This is a genomic window from Nonomuraea sp. NPDC049158 (genome assembly GCF_040648335.1).
Lineage (GTDB): Bacteria > Actinomycetota > Actinomycetes > Streptosporangiales > Streptosporangiaceae > Nonomuraea.
The window spans coordinates 152,964-171,370 of sequence record NZ_JBEZDM010000019.1; the positions used below are offsets into that span (position 1 = coordinate 152,964).

Genomic DNA, 18,407 nt, shown 5'->3' on the forward strand with positions numbered 1-18,407 from the left:
AGTAGTCAGACCAGTGCCAGCTGCGGGAACCGCGGCTCACGTTCCGGCGGCTCCGGCGGCCCCGACCGCATGCCGTACACCCGGCACAACTGCCCGATCTGCCCCGTGATCCGCTCCTCGTAATCGGCCGCCGGCAGCCCCGCCGCGTCGTACAACTCCTCATAGCGCTCCACCAGATGCGGGTGCGCCTCACCCAGCCACTCCAGATACCACTGCCGCGTCCCCGGCGGCAGCCGCAACACCACCGGCTCCACCACCCCGGCCCCCGTGGCCGCGATCCGGCGTACCGTCGCCGCCAGCTGATCGGCCCCGTCACTGAGCAACGGCAGCACCGGAGCCATCAGCACCCGGCACGACACCCCCGCCTCCACCAGCGCCGACACCAGCTCCAGCCGCGCCTGCGCACCCACCGCGCCCGGCTCCACACCCCGCCGGATCCGCTCGTCGACGAACGCGATCGAGACCGCCACCTGCGCCCCCGCCCGCGCCAGCACAGCGGCATCCCGCAACACCAGCGGACTCTTGGTGTAGACGGTGAACGGCACCGCCGCCTCACCCAGCGCCTGCACGATGCCCGGCATCAACCGGTAAGTCGCCTCCGCCTGCTGGTAACAGTCACCACTGACCCCGACCGCCAGCGCCTCACCATCCCAGCGCGCCAGCTCCGCCCGCAACCGCGTCACCGCGTTGGGCTTGACCACGATCCGCGTGTCGAAATCCCGCCCCGCGTCCAACCCCAGCCGCCGATGACCCGCCCGAGCGCCACAACCCCGGCAGGCATGGGCGCAGCCACGATAGGGGGAGACGGCCCACCGCTGGGCGATGCCCGCGCTCTGCGGCACCCGCTCGATCATCGTGCGGGCCTGCGTCTCGTAGAAGCCGTCACGCAGCACCGCCCGCCGCTCGATCAGCGGACGATCGTCTGCGGCCTCAACAAGCGAAAGCGCGTCCCAACCCACGGCCCCAGTGGAACACGCATTCGACTCCCTTTTCAAGCGCTTCCGCCTCTCCGGGCAGCGTTCGACACAGGCCGCCTCGCTCAGGACACTCGTCTTCATGGCCTCGGCAACGACCCGCGGCGCCTCCAGCACCACACACGATCACGCCGAGGCCGTCTCACTACCGCTCACGGGGAGGGTTTCACCATGGCCTGGCTGCTGCTCGCGTTCGCCATCGCCGCCGAGGTCATCGCGACCACCGCGCTCAAACTCAGCAACGGCCTGTCCCACCTCGGCTGGGCCGCCATCGTCGCCATCGGCTACCTCATCTCCTTCGTCCTGCTGGCCCGCGCCCTCAAGACGCAGCTCGAAGTCGGCACCGCCTACGCCGTGTGGTCCGGCGCCGGCACCGCCGCCATCGTCCTCATCGGCGCCGCCTTCCTGGGGGAGACCCTCACCCCGCTCAAGATCGGCGGCATCCTGCTCATCATCGGCGGCGTCATCGTCCTCAACCTCGCCGGCGCCCACTGACCCCCTACCCGCCTCACGCCCGCCTGCCAGCTCGGCGAAAACGTCTCGCGCCACCGAAGACGGGTTATCTACACTGCCCCCGTGCTCAAACCCCACTACCCGATCCTCACCGACCGCCTCCTGCTGCGCCCCTTCACCCCCGACGACCTCCACCCGCTGCACGCCTACGAGTCCCGGCCCGACGTCGCCCGCTACCTCTACTGGCAACCCCGCGACCTCGACACCGTACGCACCTTCCTCGACAAGAAGATCACCCGCGTCGCCCTCCTGGACGAAGGAGACGCCCTCGACCTCGCCATCACCCTGCGCGACAGCGGCCGGCTCATCGGCAACGGCGTCCTGATCTGGACCAGCAAACAACACCGCCAAGGCGAGATCGGCTACATCCTGCACCCCGACCACCACCGCCGCGGCTACGCCCCCGAAGCCGCCCGCGAACTGCTCCGCCTCGGCTTCGAAGAACTCGGCCTGCACCGCATCGTCGGCCGCCTCGACGCCCGCAACACCGCCTCCGGCCGCGTCCTGGAAAAACTCGGCATGCGCCGCGAAGCCCACCTCATCGACAACGAGCAAGTCAAAGGCGAATGGGCCTCCGAGGTCATCTATGCCATGCTCGACTCCGAATGGACACCATAAACATCCTCCACCTCGCCCTGGCCGCCGACTGGGCCGACGCCCAGCCGGCGGGGGAGTACCGCGTCTCCACCCTCGGCCGCACCCTCGACCAAGAAGGCTTCATCCACTGCAGCCGCGACCTCGGCCAACTCCACGGCGTGCACGCCGCCTTCTACAGCCACATCACCCAGCCGCTGGTCATCCTCCACATCGACCCCGCCGGACTCGACATCCGCCTCGAAAACGGCTTCCCCCACCTGTACGGCCCACTGCCGCTCAGCTCGGTCACCGCCGTACACCCCTACGCCTGACCTTCCAGACTCGGGGGCGAGCGTCTTGACCATCGCCGCACCGGCGCCGTGCCACGTCACCGGGGTTTGTCCGCAAGGGTGGACCAGCTGGACCTAGGTACAACGGACCCGCCGGCACCACAGGGTCCAGGCTCCTGACGCAACCGCTCCGCGCAACGCATCGAGAACAGCCAGAACGGCTGCCCGCGACAGAGATCACGAACAGCCGTCCCGCAACTGCCACTACAGCGTCAGGGTCCATCCGTTGATGAAGCCCTTGTCGCCCTTGGCGAGATCTTCCGCACGCAGTTTCCAGGTGCCGTTGGCCGCTGAAGCGCTGGCGTTCACCCAATAACTCTCGTTGATATTGTCCGTGCCGTCCTTGGCATCGGCGGCGCGCAGCGGATACACCTTGCCGTCCGGCGCGATCAGGTCGAGCTTCAGGTCACCACGCCAGGTGTGGTCGATCTCGACGTGCACCCGGGAGCGGGTGGGGGCGTTGCCGTTGATCCAGGCCAGGACGATCCCGGATTCGGCGACACCGGGATCGGGGATGGCGGTGTCGTCCCAGTTGCCGAAGCACGGCAGCCGGATCGACCAGCCGTCGATGAAACCGGTGTCCAGATACTCGACGTCCTGCACGCGCAGCTTCCACGTACCGCTGGCCGGGGACGCGCTGGCATTGACCTGATAGGTCTCATGCAGGATGTCGGCGCTGTCATTGGGGTCATTGGCCTGCAGCGGATAGACCTTGCCATCCGGGGCCAGCAGGTCGATCTTCAACTCCCCACGCCAGGAGTGGTGGATGTCGACGTACACCTCGGTGGTGGCGGGCGCGCTGCCGAGCAGACCGGCGACCGCGATGGACGACGTCACGGTCCCGTGGTCGGGGATCGCGGTGTCCTTCATGTTCTCGTAGTACGGCACGGGCCAGGCACCGGCATCAGGAGTCTTGCCGAGCACGGCGGCGTCGACCTGGATACGGGGAGTGGTCACGCCGTTATAGGCGATGGCCTTACCGGTGGTCTTCAAAGCCGCTTCGAGCGTGGCCAGCGGCGCGTCGGGCATCGCCTGGCGCAACACGGCCAAAGCGCCCGTGACGTGCGGAGCCGCCATCGAGGTGCCGTTCAAGGACGCCCACTTGTTACCGGGCACCGAGGAGACGATGGACACACCAGGAGCGAACAGGTCCAGCAGCGCGCCACGGTTACTGAAAGCGGCCACACCGTCCTGGTCGGTGGTGGCACCGACGGTGATGGCCGAGGACACGCAAGCCGGCGCCGCCACGGCGGTGCCGAAGCCATCGTTACCGGCCGCCACCACAGTGGCCACACCGGCGGTACGCAGACCGTCGATGATCGCCTTGCGCGGGTCGCCGTCACAGGCGGCGGTGTACTGGCCACCACCCAGACTGAGGTTGGCCGCCACCAGCGGCACCCCCTCATCCTTCAGCTCCAGCACCTTCTCCAAACCGGCCAGCTGAGCGCTGGTGAAGCTGAGCACGCACGGCGCCGCACCCGCCCCGCACAGGTCTTCGGAGGTGAACTTGCTGAACACCTGGATGGCGACGACCTCGGCGCCGGGCGCCACACCGGCCGGCGGAGCGCCGGTCACGCCCGTGCCGTCACCGACCGCGATGCCGGCCACATGAGTGCCATGGTCGCAGTCCAGCGCGACATCGGCGCAGGGGCCCTGGTCGGCGTCAGCGGCGCCAGGCCCTTCCTGCTCAGCGGTGCCGTCAGGACACAGGCTGGTGGCGGAGTAGTCGGCGTCGATGGGGGAGAAGCAGGCCTCTTCCAGCACCCGGTCCTTCAGGAAGGGATGATTGACCGCCACACCGGTGTCCAGCACGGCCACCACGCTGCCGGCGCCCGTCTTGCCCGCGGCCCTGGTCTTGTCCGCGCCGATCAGCGGGACACTCTCGGCCAGCACCGGCCGCACCGGCTTGTCCTCGGTCACACTCACCACACTGGGCAGCTTGGCCAGCCGGTCCAGCCCGGCCTGGTCGACATGCAGAGTGATCAGCGGGAAGCGCGACAGCTGCTGAACCACCTGGCCGCTGGAAGCCGCGTCCGGCATGTCGGCGCGCGTCTTGCTGACGACGTTCACCCGGATCTTGCCCGCCGCCGCCACCCGCGCGCTGAGCTGAGGCTCGATATAGGGGGCTGCCGAAGCGCCCTGCTGAGCGGTCGAAGGGGCCGTAGCGGGAGTCGTGGACGGGGCCTCTACCGCGTAGGCCGGGCCGGTCGCGAGCACCGTGGTCGCCAGCGCCGCGATGACACAGGATAAGACTCGTAATTTCATGACGTACCGCGCCTTACATGAAGGAGGTGCAGGGAGACGACGCCGGCATGAGGGGTGGCCGGACGGCGGCCGAAGCCGCCATCCGGCCGGGGGAAAGTCCCCCGAAAAGGTCAGAGCTCAGGAGTCACGTCGAGCTCGAGCGGTTATCAGGGATTGCCGTACCTCTTGACGAACTGGTAGTACGTCCAGGCCCATGCCCGGCAGTCGGGCCGGAACAGGATGAAGTAGCCGCCGCACACCTTGTCGCGCATGGTGATGTAGAACCGGTTGTCCACATCAAGCTTTTTCGCACGGGTGTTGTCGAGGTAGTACCTGTAGTGCTTCTTCCTGTTGGCGATCAGGCCATACCCATAGTCGTGGGAGTCACAGGCCGGCCGCATATCGAAGTTATGCGGCTTGTCCGGAGAACTTGTGCAGTGGTCATAGACGATGCCCCGGACCTTGAAACCGCTGGCGGTCCGCTTCCAGTCGGGCTTGCGCCACTTGCCGCCGTGCCAGGCCCAGGCCGAGCAGCCCGACTTGGTGTACCACATCCAGGTCGCGGCCGTGCTGCACTTTGCCGGGTAGGACTGCGGCAGGTCGATGCCGTCCGGCGGGAAGTCACTGGCCGGCGGCTCGGTGGCGTTGGGGTCGTCGAGGCCGGCCGCGCCCGTGGTCGTCCCGCCGTTGGCCGGCATGTCGGTGCCGGTGGCGGTCACCTGGGGAGCGGCGACGCCCGCCGGGAAGGACAGCTGCCAGCCGCCGTTGGTGACGGAATCGATCGACGACAGGCGTCCCACCGCGTCGTAGGCGTAGGTCCCCTGGGTGGCGCCGACACTGGGGTCGGTCACGGTGCGCAGCAGGCCGTTCGGGTCGTAGGAGTAGCTGGCCTCGGTCTGCGGCGTCTCGGTTCCGTAGGTGACCGCGACGTTCTTGAGCCGGCCCGCGAAGTCGCCGTTGGAGGTGCTGGTGGCCGTGGTGGCCGTGGCGTAGGTGAACTTGGTGACCGACGCCGGATCCGACACGCCGGCCGGCTCCTTCACGGTGCTGACCCGGCCCTGGGCGTCATAGGTGATCGAGGACTTGCCGAACGCGGTGCTGCCCACGTCGGTCACCCGCCAGGGGTCGGCGCTCGGCGCCCCGGCCGGCCGCGACCAGGTGTAGGTGAGCTGGAGGTCGGCGGCGCTGATGGGGGTGCCGTCGGCGTTGGTGAAGCCGTCGTCGCCCGCCTCCTGGGCACCCACATCCGACACGAGCGTCTCGACCGTCGTGGTACGCATCGCGCCCACGTTCACGTCCCACTTGGAGGTCTCAGTGATCTTCGATCCACTGTCGGCCTGGTATGTCTGGATACCGCCACCGTCAGGGAAGGACACACTGCTCTTCAAGGGGTAGCGGGTCGAGGTCCCGTCATCGAGTTCCGTGACGACAAGAGTGCCGTTCTGGTTCTCCAGCTTCCGGTTGATCTGACCACCGGCGAACTCCGCCTGCCAACTCGGCCCGAAAACACCCAGCTCAGGACGGGTAGCCGGAGCCGACTGCGGCCGAGCCAGATCGCCGCCCGCCAAAGCCACACCGTGCTTACGGCTGATCGCGCCCGCCGACACATCCAGCTCGGTGAGCTTGAAGGTCTGGGTGTCAGCGGAGTACTGACCGGGACCGATCTCCTGCACGTCGGCAGGCGGCGGGTCAGCGAGCACAGCGGCCGAGGCATTCGAGGCGACCGTGGCGGCGGAGACCTCCGGGGCGAGGAAGGGGATCAGCATCGCCGTGACGGCGACGGGAAGCGCTAATCGGCGCAAGTGATGCCTCCAGGTATAGCGAGAAAGTGATTTGATCACCTGGAGGATAAGCTCTGGTAAATCGCTTTGACAAGAGATTGACAATTTCACGGTACAATGTTAAATCGCCAGTGCAACCCCGCCTCGGATGCGAATTGTTTATGAGTTTCCGCAGGTCAGATACTCTGTGTAGTGAGCTTATGGCGAATTTATGGCGATCGTGTGGAGCCTTCGACAATAATGGCCCGACGGCCTGGCATGAAAGCATATTCAGCCATTCACGAGTACGGGACCACAGTAAAGCGACCGCCGCCGGACAGACGAGCCGGCTCGATCTGGAACCCCGCACTCTCCCGCTCACGGCGGTCGCGAAAACGAGTGGACCTCGCAAGCGGTGATCGCCTAGCGTGGGCTCCCACCCCAACGTGAGGACTTCGCGCGCATGACGCCGCCTGCTCTTTAGACCTGACACTCACCCGCGCATCGGTCGCCGACGACGCCGTCGGCTCTGTTTCCATGCTCTTCGTCAGGTCTTCAGAGAGATCATGTCTTCACATCCCCATATCGTGCTGCCCTGGGCCGTGCGACGCACCCGCCTGCCCCTGCTCGCCCTGCGCTGCGTGGCCTGCCCCTCCGGCCACGCCACCACCGGCAACGGCAGATTCCGCGTCAACGCCAACGGCAAACTTCTCGACGTCTGGCTCCTGGTCGACTGCCTCTCCTGCGACCGGACCAGCAAGCTCACCGTCCACGATCGCGTCCCGGTCCACGCCCTGCCCGCCGACCTCCTGGCCGGTTACACGGCCAACTCGCCTTCCCTCCTCGCCGATACCCTCCTCAACCCGCTGATCGCCCGGCGCAACCGGTTCACCCTCGATTGGGACGGGTGCTGGGAACTCCACGCACCTCCCGTCCCCGAAGATCCGTGGCCCCTCCAGATCACGGTCACCTTCGACGATCCCGTACCAGTGCGCCCCGAACGGCTCATCGCTCAGGGACTGGGCATCAGCCGGGCTGAGATCGCCCGCAGAGTCAAGATCGACATCCCGCTGAACCGCAGGACGAAACTGGACTTCTCGTTCGTCCTGGTGTGGTCGGTTCAATAGACGCTGCCCGGCCAAGGCAGAACAACACGGCTGTGCCGTGCTCTGCCTTGGCCGGGCCGGTGTTCTTGGCGACCGGAGCACCGGTGCCGGGGGAGCCGACACCAGGCGACCATCAGAACACCCACCGGGCTCTACCCCGGCCGCCGCAGCGGCCCGCCCCGGTCAGCCTGCCGCTCGATGCGCAACTGCTCCACGGGACCCGCGAAGCCCTGAACCCCACCCCTACACGCACAAACCCGCCGCACACACCCCTACGCGCACAACACCCGCTGAATCCGCGCCGCCGCGAACCACAACCCCGCCACCGCCATCACCACCAGATAACCCGCATGCCCCAGCAACCCCCACTCCGGCACACCCGAAGCCAGACCCCGCACCAACTCCACCGCGTGATACAGCGGCGTCACCCGCACCACCACCTCCAACACCCCCGGATAATCCGCCACGGGGGAGAAGGTGCCGGAAAACAGGAACAACGAGAACTGCGCCGCCGTCATCAGATCGAAATCCTGCCAGCCACGCAGCACCGTCGACACCGCCATCCCCAGCGCGCCGAACGACACCCCCACCAACATCGTCGCCGGAAACGCCGCCAGCGCCCACACCGGCTCGGCCAGCCCCAGCACCACCATCACCACCAGGAACAACACCGTATAAACAGAACTGCGCACCATCGCCCAGCTCAACTCACCCAGCGCCACCTCGATCGGCCGCACCGGCGTCGCCAAAACCGCCTCGAACGTCTTCGTATAACGCATCTTGAAGAAGAAGTTGAACGTCGTCTCCGACAACGCCCCGTTCATCGCCGACACCGCCAGCATCGCCGGCGCCACGAACACCGCATAGGACACCACCCGGCCATCACCGAGCGGGATCCGGCCCACCAGCGCACCCACACCCACACCGATCGACAGCAGATACAGCAGCGGCTCGAAGAACCCCGACACCAGAACCAGCCAGTACGAAGCACCCGAACGCAACGCGCCCACATTGCGGCCCACCACCGCACCCACCCGGCCCGCCGACACACGACCCGCCGAAACCCGGCCGGACACCAGCCGCCGCGCCACCGCCAACGTCACCATCATCAGTCCTGAAGTCGCTTACGGAACGCGTAACCCGCCCACCACAGCCCGCCCACCGCGAACACCACCAAACACCCGGCATGCGCCCACACCGGCCACGGGGGAGCGGACCCCGACGTCGCCGCCCGCGCCAGCTCCACCCCATGCCACAACGGCGACGCATAAGCCACCGGCCGCACCAGCGCCGGCAACTGCTCCACCGGGAAGAACACCCCCGCGAACAACGTCGAGGGCAACATCACGAACCGGAACAGCAACGCGAAATAACTCTCATGATCGATCGTCGCCGAGAACGCCGTCACCGGCGCCGCCACAGCCACCGCCAGCAACGCCGCCACCAGCGGCGTCAGCACCACCCACGGCGAGGACAACGCCCCGAACGCCCCCACCACCAGCAGGAACACCACCACCGCGATCTCGACCCTGAACACGATGTACAGCAGCCAGCCACCGACCATGTCCCACACCGACACCCGCGTCGCGAACATCGCATGCGCCCCGCGATTCCACCGGAACTCCCCGAACACCGCATACGTACACTCGCCGACCGCCATCTGGAACGCCGTCGACGCCAGCACCCCCGGCACGATCCACTCCACATACGGCACGCCGCCCACCTCACCGACGTAACCGCCCACCCCCAGCCCGATACTGGCCAAAAACAGCACCGGCAACACGAACGACGAGAACAACGACGCCCGCCACAACCGCTTGTACAGCGTCAGATGCCGCTCCAGCACCGCCACCGTCGGATGCGCCATCACTCCACCAACGTCCGGCCCGTCAGATGAAGGAACACATCCTCCAGCGACGAACGGCGCACCAGCACACTGGAGGGCACCAGCCCACGCCGATGCACCTCCGACACCGCCGCGTCACCATCCTTGGCATACACCAAGATCCGATCCGGCAGCACATCCACCCGATCACCGATCCCGGCCAGCGGCGCCACGAAATCCGCCAGCTCCTGCCCGCCGAAGCGCACCTCCACCACCTCGGGCGAGGAATGAGCCTCGATCAGCGAACGCGGCGACCCCTCCGCCACGATCCGGCCACCGTCCATCACCACCAGCCGATCGCACAACTGCTCGGCCTCATCCATGTAGTGCGTGGTCAGCACCAGCGTCACACCCCGCTGCTTCAACCGGAACAACCGCTCCCACAGCAGATGACGCGCCTGCGGATCCAGCCCCGTCGTCGGCTCGTCCAGCAGCACCAGATCCGGCTCGTTCACCATCGCCCGCGCGATCGTCAGCCGCCGCTTCATCCCGCCCGACAGCGGCTCCACCCGGCTCGAGGCCCGATCACTGAGCTGCGCGAACTCCAGCATCTCCTCGGCCCGCGCCCGCGCCTGCGCCCGCGACAACCCGAAATAACGGGCATACGTCGTCAAATTCTCGCGAACCGTCAGGTCGGGATCCAAGTTGTCCAGCTGCGGGCACACACCCAGCCGCCCCCGAATCCGCGGCCCCTCCCGCACCGGATCCAGCCCGAAGATCCGCAGCTCACCCGCCGACGGCATCGACACGCAACTGATCATCCGCATCGTCGACGACTTACCCGCCCCATTGGGACCCAGGAACCCGAACGCCTCACCAGGCGCCACGTCGATATCGATCCCGTCGACCGCGACGAAATCCCCAAACCGCTTCACGAGCCCACGCGCGCGGACCAGCGACTGCTCACCAGACACGAGCTCAGACCCTAACCAACGCCACCGACAGAATCGACCGGTTAAACGCCGCCACACTGAGACCCATGAACACCCGAGCAGCCGCCCAGCGCTTCGCCGACACCTGGCAACACGGCTGGACCCACCACGACACCGACCACATCGCCCCCCTCTACCACCACGACGCGGTCCACACCTCCATGCCCTTCCGGCCACCACACCGGGGGAGAGGCGCCATAGCGGACTACATCCGCTGGTCCTTCAGCACCGAAACCGCACCACACGTCACCTTCGCCACCCCCATCGTGGACGGCGACCAGGCGGTCATCGAATTCCGCGTCCACGCCACCGACGACGGCACGCCCATCACCCTCGCGGGCTGCGTCATCGCCCGCTTCGACTCCGACGGCCTCGCCGTACAGACCCGCGACTACTGGCACACCACACAAGGCCACGTATGACCCCGCGCAAAGAGCGGTCGGCCCACATACGCGACAAAACCACCACAACCTGGGCCGGAGACCCACCCGGCACCCGCACAACACCGGGCACCGGCACAAAAACGATCAGCCCGCCACCCGCGCCCGCACCGGACCGGCGACAGGAGCCAGGGAAGGCGCGGGAGCCACCGGGGGAGCGGCCGGCACAACCGGGGCCGAAGGACGCGTCATCTGCTGCGTCCGCTCCATCTCGGCCCGCCGCTCGGCGCAACCACCTCCGCAGTAACCGTTCGTCACAATAAGACGACCCCGCAGTGTCGTATAGGACTCCCGGCCCGTAGCGGGCAGAACTCCCTGACACACCGGACATAACACCGACTGGTTCCCCACGTGCTGCTCCTCTCGCGGCGCGATAGCAGATTTCCCACCCTAAGGCGATCCAGCCAGCAAGGACAGTGAATCAACCGAAGGTCAACCTACCGGTCAGAGCATTCGGCCTCACGCACCGTAATGATCAAGAGCCGCGCCGGCCCACCGGAGGCGGCCGTCACCTCCTGTAACACCCCCTGGCCAGGCCCCGACCGCCACCCATCGGCGGGGCGGCGGCCAGGGTGACCAACGTCACTATGCGCATACGCCGATCCACCCCGAGTCAGGACCCCTCTCGAAGAGCCCTACTTGACATAATGTTCATTATCAAGCAACCGGACATGTCCCGAACAAGGCATCTTTTCGCCACCTACGCTGATCAACATGAACATAGGACCCCGGGAGTTGCTCGTCTTCGCCGTGATCGTGATCGCGATCATCGCCTTCCTCGTCATCCGGGCGTCTTCTCGCCGCTGATCTCCGGCGGGCGGCGTTACGATCGAGAGATGCACAGCCTGGCGATCTCCACCGCGGGTCTCGTCGCGCTCACCGCCGTCGTCACCGCCCTGGCCATCTACCTGATCATCCTGGCCGTCCGGCTGACCAGGAACCCCCGCAACCGCCCCACCCCCAGCCCCGACCTCGTCGACCAGGCGCGCGAGATGAAGGCTCTCGGCCAGCTCCAGGAGGCCGTCTTCCTCGTACGCGGCGAGACCGGCATGAGCCAGCGCGCCGCCGCCCGCTTCGTCAACCGCCTCTAAATCACCCGAAAATATGCGATACCGGACAGAAGGTGGATTCTGTCTGGTATCGCATACACGCGTTGGCCCCGGATCAGTAGCGGCTTTCCCGTCTCGAACGACCTGCTCGGGTTCCACGTCGTCTCACGCGATCCGCTCCCGAAGGAATTCAGTGATCCCCCAACGCAGCACACCGGCTCCCACCCAGAGACTCACCTTCCGCGAAATGACCGTTGACGACCTCGACGACATGGCCTCACTCCTGGGCGATCCCGAGGTCATGCGGTATTACCCGCGGCCCAGGACTCGCGACGAAGCCTTGGGCTGGATCGAATGGAGCCGGCGTCTCTACGCGGCACACGGCCACGGATTGTGGCTGATCACGCTTCAGGACACCGGCGAGTTCGTCGGCAACTGCGGCCTGACCGTACAGAACGTCGAGGGAGCCATCCAGGTCGAGATCGGCTATCTCGTCCGAGCCGATCTCCAGGGCAACGGCTACGCCACCGAAGCCGCGACCGCCTGCTGCGACCACGCTCGGGACGTCCTTCGCCTCGATCGGCTGATCGCGATCATCAACCCCGGCAACAGGCCGTCTCAACGCGTCGCGGAGAAGCTCGGCCTCGCTCTTGAACGCTCGGCGACCTGGAATGACCAAAAGGTGAGCATCTACGCGGGGACCATCTAGCCGGTCGTCTGAGACAGGACAAGCGCGCAGTGGTGCGCCAGTAGGCGGCGGAACCGGCGCCCAGGCAAGCACCTGCCGCGCCGCCCGCGCGATCTCGTCCCACGGCGCTACCGGGTCCTGGCGCCCCAGTTGAGGGCCGAGCGGTCCTTGCCCAGTCCGATCACCGTCAGCTGCCACCGGGTATGAGCGGGCGGGAGCGGTAGGCCGTCGCCGCATCCGACGTCCAGGGCGTGCGCGCAGCCGGTACGCGGGGCGAGGCGTTGGTGGTGGACGTTGTGGTTCGCGTCGGGCGCCGGTCGCGGTGGCCGGTGAAGTTGGGCCCCTTTTGTGATGGGACAGAAAGCCGGCGCGGAAGGGGCGGAATCCTCGAGTGGTGCCGCAAGTGTCAGGCGCTCTGGGGCGTGGTTTCGGTCGCGTGGTGAGCTCGGCTGTCGGGGTGTGTCAGGGGGTTTCGGGGCCTCTCCCCCACATTCGATTCCGACAAATCTATCCATTTGGGGCTGGTCCGGGCGGATTTTTGCGGAGATGTGTCATAAGCACTTGCTGGTTCGTGTCAGCATCGAAGGCATGTACGGGCTATATGGGACTGCCGTAAACATCTGGGACCGGTGGGGTCACCCGCGCCCAGGTGTGCCCGGTTGAGCCGGCCCCTCTCCCTCGGGCCCGCGCAGGGCGAGCCCCGTCACCCTCGAACGACCCGCCTGAAAGAAGCTCTCCGTTGCGTATTCTGCTGCTCTGCTCCTCCTTCAACGGCCTGACCCAGCGCGCCTGGCTGGAACTGCGCCGGGCCGGTCACGACGTCACCGTCGAGCTGGCCGTCTCGGAGCAGGTGATGCTCGAGGCGGCCCAGCTGGCCAAACCTGACCTGATCATCTGCCCGTTCCTGAAGGAGAAGGTCCCGGCCCTGCTGTGGCAGAACCACCGGACGATCATCATTCACCCCGGGCCGCCCGGCGACCGGGGTCCGTCCTCGCTGGACTGGGCGATCGCCGATGCCGAGCCGGAGTGGGGCGTGACGGCGTTGCAGGCGGTGGAGGAGATGGACGCGGGGCCGATCTGGGGGTTTCGGACGTTCGCGATGCCGGCCGAGCCGCCGCGTAAGTCCGCGCTCTACAACGGGCCGGTGGCCGATGCGGCGGTGGAGCTGGTGGTGGAGGTGGCGGCCAAGGCGATGGACGCGGCGTTCGCACCGGTGCCGCTGGATTACCGTTCGCCGCTGGTGCGGGGGCGGTTGCGGCCGGCGATGCGGCATGGCGACCGGGAGTTCTCCTGGTCGGAGCCGACGGACGCGGTGCTGCGCCGGGTGCGTTCGGCTGATGGGGCGCCGGGCGGGCGGGTGCTGCTGGAGGGGCGGTTGATGCGGGTGTTCGATGTGTATCGGGGTCCGGTGGTGGTGGGGACGCCGGGGTCGGTGGTGGCGCGGCGTGAGGGCGCGGTGCTGGTGCATACCGGTGATGGGACAGTGTGGGTGGGGCATCTGCGGGCGGAGGAGCCGGGGGCGATCAAGTTGCCGGCGGCGATGGTGCTGGGTGATCGGGTGGCGGGGTTGGAGGAGCGGCCGGGTTACAGCGAGGTGACCTATGACCGTAGTGACGCGGTGGGGGTGGTGAGTTTCGACTTCTACAACGGCGCGATGTCGACCGAGCAGTGCCGGCGGCTGGCGTCGGCGTTGCGGTACGCGGCGGCGCAGGATACGCGGGTGCTGGTGGTGCGGGGTGGTGAGGTGTTCTCCAACGGCATCCATCTGAATGTGATCGAGGCGGCGCGTCATCCGGAGCTGGAGGCGTGGATGAACATCAACGCGATCAACCAGGTGTGTCGTGAGGTGATCGCGTGTACGGGGCAGCTGGTGGTGACGTCGGTGGGCGGTAACGCGGGTGCGGGTGGCGTGATGATGGGGCTGGGCGCGGATCGGGTGCTGGTGCGTGAGGGTGTGGTGTTGAATCCGCACTATCGGACGATGGGGTTGTTCGGGTCGGAGTTCTGGACGTATGTGCTGCCTCGGCGGGTGGGTGCGTCAGTGGCGGGGCGGTTGACGGGTGAGGCGTTGCCGGTGGGTGCGGCGCAGGCGGTGGAGCTGGGGCTGGCTGATCGGATGATGGCGGGCTCGCGGCTGGAGTTCGAGCGGTCGGTGCTGGAGTACGCCGAGCGGCTGGCGGCCGGGGATGATTATGAGCGGCTGCTGGGGATCAAGCGGGAGGTGCGGGAGGCCGATGAGCGGCGTAAGCCGTTGGAGGCTTATCGGGTGGAGGAGCTGGCGGAGATGAGCCGGGACATGTTCGATGACCGCAATGGGTTCCGGCAGGCGCGTCAGGCGTTCGTGCACAAGCGTAAGGTGGTGGCGACGCCGGATCATCTGGCGGTGCATCGGGAGTTGTCCGGCGCGTCGGCGGGGTCGGGTGCGGCCACATCTCATATGTGAGATATGTTGTCGTGTTATGACTGATGATTATCTCGTGCGGATCGGCCGGCTGATTCGCGACGCGCGCCAGCACCGTGGGTGGACGCAGCTGCAGCTGGCGGATGCTTTGGCGACGAGCCAGAGCGCGGTGAACCGGATCGAGCGCGGTAACCAGAACATCAGTCTTGAGATGATCGCCCGGATCGGTGAGGCGCTCGACAGTGAGATCGTGTCGCTGGGCTATGCCGGGCCGATGCATCTGCGGGTCGTGGGCGGGCGGCGCCTGTCGGGCAGCATCGATGTCAAGACCTCCAAGAACGCGTGCGTGGCGCTGCTGTGCGCGTCGCTGCTGACCTCGGGGCGGACGATTCTGCGCAAGGTGGCGCGGATCGAGGAGGTCTACCGGATCCTGGAGGTGCTCGCCTCGATCGGGGTGCGGGCGCGGTGGATCAACGAGGGCAGTGACCTGGAGATCGTGCCTCCGGCTCGGCTGGAGCTGGAGTCGATGGACACCGAGGCGGCGCGGCGTACCAGGAGCGTGATCATGTTCCTGGGGCCGTTGATGCATCGTACGGACCAGTTCAGGATTCCGTACGCGGGCGGCTGCGACCTGGGGACCCGTACGGTGCAGCCGCACATGTCGGCGTTGCGGCACTTCGGGCTGGACATCACGGCGACGGGCGGTTTCTACCACGCGCGGGTGGATCGGGGGGTGTCGCCGTCGCGGGCGATCGTGCTGACCGAGCGGGGTGACACCGTGACGGAGAACGCGCTGCTGGCGGCGGCGCGTCACGACGGTGTGACGGTGATCCGTAACGCCTCCTCCAACTATATGGTGCAGGACCTGTGCTTCTTCCTGGAGGAGCTGGGTGTGCGGGTGGAGGGTGTCGGCACGACGACGCTGACGGTGCACGGGGTGGCCTCGATCGATCGGGATGTCGACTACTCCCCCTCTGAGGACCCGGTGGAGGCGATGAGCCTGCTGGCGGCGGCGGTGGTGACGCAGTCGGAGCTGACGATCTGCCGGGTGCCGGTGGAGTTCCTGGAGATCGAGCTGGCGGTGCTGGAGGAGATGGGCCTCGATCACGATCGGGGTGCCGAATACGCGGCGGCCAACGGGCGGACGCGGCTGGTGGATCTGACGGTGCGGCCTTCGAAGCTGGTCTCCCCCATCGACAAGATCCATCCGATGCCGTTCCCGGGGCTGAACATCGACAATGTGCCGTTCTTCGCGGCGATCGCGGCGACGGCGCAGGGTTCGACGCTGATCCATGACTGGGTGTACGACAACCGGGCGATCTATCTGACGGAGCTGACGCGGCTGGGGGCGTCGGTGAAGTTGCTGGATCCGCATCGGGTGCTGGTGGAGGGTCCGACGCGCTGGCGCAGCGCGGAGATGATGTGCCCGCCGGCGCTGCGGCCGGCGGTGGTGGTGCTGCTGGCGATGATGGCGGGCGAGGGCACGTCGGTGCTGCGCAATGTGTACGTCATCAACCGGGGGTATGAGGATCTGGCCGAGCGGCTGAACGCGCTGGGGGCGCGGATCGAGACCTTCCGCGACATCTGATTTTCTGTCGGTGTGGCCCGCTACCGTCTGCCTGTGTGGATCTTCGTTGGATCTTGCGGTGAGGGGGGACGGTGCGGCCTGCTGAGCTGGATCGGCTGACGGTGGTGGAGGCGGCTGACCGCTATGTGGAGCTGGTGCGGGCCAAGACGTTGACGGGGGCGTTGTCGCGGGCGACGGCGGAGCTGTATGCGCGTGATGTGGCGACGCTGGTGGCGCTGGCCGGGGAGTCGACGGTGCTGGACGATCTGTCGGGCGAGGACGTCGATGCGATCTTGCTGGCGTTCGCGCGTAAGCCGGACGGCCGGCGTTCGGTGGGTGGCGGGGGGCAGAGTCCGTCGTCGCAGGCGCGGTTTCGGCGTTCGATCTCGGCGTTGTTCAAGTACGCGTCGCTGGCGGGCTGGGTGCAGGTCAATCCGATGGCGTTGTCGACGGTGACGGCCAGGGAGCGGGGCGGGTTGCGGCCCGAGCGGCGGGCGTTGACGCGGGAGCAGGCGCAGGGGTTGATCGGGGCGGCGCGGTCGGCGGGTGAGGCGCCGGTGGCGGGGCGGCGTGATCAGCGGACGGAGTTGCGTGATGCGTTGATCGTGTTGCTGTTGTCGACGCTGGGGCCGCGGGTGTCGGAGCTGGTGCGGGCCAATGTCGAGGATTTCTATACCAATGACGGGATGCGTTATTGGCGGATCTTCGGTAAGGGGGGCCGCACTCGGGATGTGCCGCTCCCCCGCGATGTGGCGTTGGCGTTGGAGGCTTATCTGGCGCGGGAGCGGGCGGCGTTGCCGGACAAGGCGTTGTTGTTGTCGTGGCGGGGGCGGCGGCTGGCGCGTGGTGATGTGCAGGCGGTGATCGATCGGGTGCAGCGGCGGGTGGCGGCCGAGCAGCGCCGGTCGGTGACGCCGCATGGGTTGCGGCATACGACGGCGACGCATCTTTTGGCGGACGCGGTGGACATGGACGCGGTGCGGCGGGTGCTGGGGCACAGTGATCTGTCGACGCTGGGGCGCTACCGCGATGAGTTGCCGGGTGAGCTGGAGGGGGCGATGCGGGCGCATCCGTTGTTGAAGCGGGCCGACCCGGATCGGTGAGCGGGCCCGCTGTCGCGGGTGATGTGGTGCTATGGGCCGGTCGAGCGGGTGGGTGCGCGGTCTGGCGGTGTCGTGCGGGGGCATGGATGTGGCCGGGAAGTCCTGAGTGTCACGCCGGCGGCCGGGCGAGTTTGGCGGCCACGGCGTCGAGGACCCAGTCCAGGCCGGTCGCGAAGGACTCCTCGGCGTCCACCTCCGTGCCGTCGTAGACGGCCTTGGCCAGCGCCGGGAAGCGGCCCGTGTCCAGCATCTTCTTCAGGTGCGGGCCGGAGGCGCGCTGCCAGTCGCGCTTGGACAGGCCTGTGGCGCGTTCGGCCCGCAGGTTGGCGATCTCGCGCCTGATCGCGCCGGTGAAGTAGGCGCCGACGGTCTCGACGGCGCGCCTGACGGTGTCGATGTCGGCGAGGCCGTCGAGGGCGGCCAGCGTGGTCTCGGTCACGGCGAGGGCGTTGGGGCCCAGGGTCGGACGGCCGCCGAGCAGGTCGGCCAGCCATGGGTGACGGAGGGCGGCCTGCCTGGTGCGGTGGGCGTGGCCGCGCAGCGCCTCCCGCCACTCACCGGGCCGCTCCTGGGGGAGGATCTCGGCGTGGACCTCGTCCACCATGAGGTCGAACAGTTCCTCTTTGGTGGAGATGTATCCGTACAGCCGCATCGGGCCGGCGTCCAGCCGGGCGGCGACCTTGCGCAACGACACCGCTTCCAGCCCGCCCTCGTCGGCCAGCGCGATGGCGGCGGCGACGATGCGCTCCCGGTCGAGCGGGGCGGGGCGCGTCGGCGGCTCAGGCCGGTCCCACACAGTCATGGTTACATCGTAGTGTT

Annotated in this window: 17 protein-coding genes; 10 read left to right on the top strand and 7 right to left on the bottom strand. The window is 67.5% G+C overall.

The features are described 5' to 3' along the window. Positions 1 to 5: 5 nt before the first annotated feature. Positions 6 to 959, bottom strand: a complete 954-nt coding sequence (locus AB0B61_RS34445) for a radical SAM protein (RefSeq protein WP_358440930.1) — start codon at positions 957 to 959, stop codon at positions 6 to 8. Between the two features lie 186 nt (positions 960 to 1,145). Here AB0B61_RS34445 and AB0B61_RS34450 point away from each other — a divergent pair, with 186 nt between their 5' ends. The 3 genes from AB0B61_RS34450 (at position 1,146) to AB0B61_RS34460 (ending at position 2,395) form a co-directional block, all read left to right on the top strand. Continuing rightward, on the top strand, positions 1,146 to 1,469 hold the full coding sequence (locus AB0B61_RS34450) for a multidrug efflux SMR transporter (protein WP_358440933.1): 324 nt from the start codon (positions 1,146 to 1,148) through the stop codon (positions 1,467 to 1,469). Positions 1,470 to 1,550: 81 nt separating this feature from the next. After that, positions 1,551 to 2,105: a GNAT family N-acetyltransferase gene (locus tag AB0B61_RS34455; protein ID WP_358440935.1), complete on the top strand. Its 555-nt coding sequence runs from the start codon at positions 1,551 to 1,553 to the stop codon at positions 2,103 to 2,105. Further along, positions 2,093 to 2,395, top strand: coding sequence for a DUF952 domain-containing protein (locus AB0B61_RS34460; protein WP_358440937.1), 303 nt, complete (start codon positions 2,093 to 2,095; stop codon positions 2,393 to 2,395). Before AB0B61_RS34455 ends, AB0B61_RS34460 begins: the two co-directional genes overlap by 13 nt. Before the next feature lie 222 nt (positions 2,396 to 2,617). Here the strand turns inward: AB0B61_RS34460 and AB0B61_RS34465 are convergent, their stop codons facing one another. Continuing rightward, entirely contained in the window at positions 2,618 to 4,678 is a 2,061-nt protein-coding gene (locus AB0B61_RS34465) for a S8 family serine peptidase (protein ID WP_358440940.1), read from the bottom strand. A 146-nt stretch (positions 4,679 to 4,824) separates the two neighbouring features. Continuing rightward, positions 4,825 to 6,459, bottom strand: coding sequence for a phospholipase A2 (locus AB0B61_RS34470; RefSeq protein WP_358440943.1), 1,635 nt, complete (start codon positions 6,457 to 6,459; stop codon positions 4,825 to 4,827). 545 nt (positions 6,460 to 7,004) lie between these two features. Here AB0B61_RS34470 and AB0B61_RS34475 point away from each other — a divergent pair. Next, entirely contained in the window at positions 7,005 to 7,544 is a 540-nt protein-coding gene (locus tag AB0B61_RS34475) for a DUF1062 domain-containing protein (RefSeq protein ID WP_358440946.1), read from the top strand. Positions 7,545 to 7,795: 251 nt separating this feature from the next. Here AB0B61_RS34475 and AB0B61_RS34480 read toward each other — a convergent pair whose 3' ends face one another. From AB0B61_RS34480 to AB0B61_RS34490, 3 genes are read right to left on the bottom strand one after another with little or no spacing between them, the layout of a single operon-like run. Beyond that, the gene (locus AB0B61_RS34480) at positions 7,796 to 8,632 is read right to left on the bottom strand and encodes an ABC transporter permease (RefSeq protein ID WP_358440949.1); all 837 of its coding nucleotides are present in this window, start codon (positions 8,630 to 8,632) and stop codon (positions 7,796 to 7,798) included. Next, positions 8,632 to 9,390: an ABC transporter permease gene (locus tag AB0B61_RS34485; RefSeq protein ID WP_358440952.1), complete on the bottom strand. Its 759-nt coding sequence runs from the start codon at positions 9,388 to 9,390 to the stop codon at positions 8,632 to 8,634. The genes AB0B61_RS34480 and AB0B61_RS34485 overlap by 1 nt, the downstream gene beginning before the upstream one ends. Then, positions 9,390 to 10,322, bottom strand: coding sequence for an ATP-binding cassette domain-containing protein (locus tag AB0B61_RS34490; protein ID WP_358440955.1), 933 nt, complete (start codon positions 10,320 to 10,322; stop codon positions 9,390 to 9,392). Before AB0B61_RS34490 ends, AB0B61_RS34485 begins: the two co-directional genes overlap by 1 nt. 65 nt (positions 10,323 to 10,387) lie before the next feature. On the opposite strand from AB0B61_RS34490, the gene AB0B61_RS34495 reads away from it, so the two are divergent. From AB0B61_RS34495 to AB0B61_RS34520, 6 genes are all read left to right on the top strand, one after another. Continuing rightward, the gene (locus AB0B61_RS34495; protein WP_358440957.1) at positions 10,388 to 10,762 is read left to right on the top strand and encodes a nuclear transport factor 2 family protein; all 375 of its coding nucleotides are present in this window, start codon (positions 10,388 to 10,390) and stop codon (positions 10,760 to 10,762) included. 854 nt (positions 10,763 to 11,616) lie between these two features. Then, entirely contained in the window at positions 11,617 to 11,871 is a 255-nt protein-coding gene (locus AB0B61_RS34500) for a hypothetical protein (RefSeq protein WP_225292743.1), read from the top strand. Between the two features lie 13 nt (positions 11,872 to 11,884). Continuing rightward, positions 11,885 to 12,538 (top strand): GNAT family N-acetyltransferase, encoded by a 654-nt coding sequence (locus tag AB0B61_RS34505; RefSeq protein WP_358440960.1) that lies wholly within the window; start codon positions 11,885 to 11,887, stop codon positions 12,536 to 12,538. 718 nt (positions 12,539 to 13,256) lie between these two features. Then, the gene (locus AB0B61_RS34510; protein WP_358440963.1) at positions 13,257 to 14,960 is read left to right on the top strand and encodes an enoyl-CoA hydratase-related protein; all 1,704 of its coding nucleotides are present in this window, start codon (positions 13,257 to 13,259) and stop codon (positions 14,958 to 14,960) included. 16 nt (positions 14,961 to 14,976) lie between these two features. Then, on the top strand, positions 14,977 to 16,506 hold the full coding sequence (locus AB0B61_RS34515) for a UDP-N-acetylglucosamine 1-carboxyvinyltransferase (protein ID WP_358440965.1): 1,530 nt from the start codon (positions 14,977 to 14,979) through the stop codon (positions 16,504 to 16,506). 71 nt (positions 16,507 to 16,577) lie between these two features. Next, on the top strand, positions 16,578 to 17,588 hold the full coding sequence (locus tag AB0B61_RS34520) for a tyrosine-type recombinase/integrase (protein ID WP_358440968.1): 1,011 nt from the start codon (positions 16,578 to 16,580) through the stop codon (positions 17,586 to 17,588). 109 nt (positions 17,589 to 17,697) lie between these two features. Here the strand turns inward: AB0B61_RS34520 and AB0B61_RS34525 are convergent, their stop codons facing one another. Beyond that, positions 17,698 to 18,390 carry a TetR/AcrR family transcriptional regulator C-terminal domain-containing protein gene (locus AB0B61_RS34525; RefSeq protein WP_358440971.1) on the bottom strand — a complete coding sequence of 231 codons (693 nt, stop codon included), beginning with the start codon at positions 18,388 to 18,390 and terminating at the stop codon, positions 17,698 to 17,700. Between the last annotated feature and the right edge of the window lie 17 nt (positions 18,391 to 18,407).

Bases quoted from the DNA above. Each gene is read 5' to 3' on its own strand.
- AB0B61_RS34465 (WP_358440940.1), bottom strand. From the start codon at position 4,678: ATGAAATTACGAGTCTTATCCTGTGTCATCGCGGCGCTGGCGACCACG.
- AB0B61_RS34495 (WP_358440957.1), top strand. From the start codon at position 10,388: ATGAACACCCGAGCAGCCGCCCAGCGCTTCGCCGACACCTGGCAACAC.
- AB0B61_RS34515 (WP_358440965.1), top strand. From the start codon at position 14,977: ATGACTGATGATTATCTCGTGCGGATCGGCCGGCTGATTCGCGACGCG.
- AB0B61_RS34480 (WP_358440949.1), bottom strand. From the start codon at position 8,632: ATGATGGTGACGTTGGCGGTGGCGCGGCGGCTGGTGTCCGGCCGGGTT.
- AB0B61_RS34450 (WP_358440933.1), top strand. From the start codon at position 1,146: ATGGCCTGGCTGCTGCTCGCGTTCGCCATCGCCGCCGAGGTCATCGCG.
- AB0B61_RS34460 (WP_358440937.1), top strand. From the start codon at position 2,093: ATGGACACCATAAACATCCTCCACCTCGCCCTGGCCGCCGACTGGGCC.
- AB0B61_RS34525 (WP_358440971.1), bottom strand. From the start codon at position 18,390: ATGACTGTGTGGGACCGGCCTGAGCCGCCGACGCGCCCCGCCCCGCTC.
- AB0B61_RS34505 (WP_358440960.1), top strand. From the start codon at position 11,885: ATGCGATACCGGACAGAAGGTGGATTCTGTCTGGTATCGCATACACGC.
- AB0B61_RS34485 (WP_358440952.1), bottom strand. From the start codon at position 9,390: ATGGCGCATCCGACGGTGGCGGTGCTGGAGCGGCATCTGACGCTGTAC.
- AB0B61_RS34500 (WP_225292743.1), top strand. From the start codon at position 11,617: ATGCACAGCCTGGCGATCTCCACCGCGGGTCTCGTCGCGCTCACCGCC.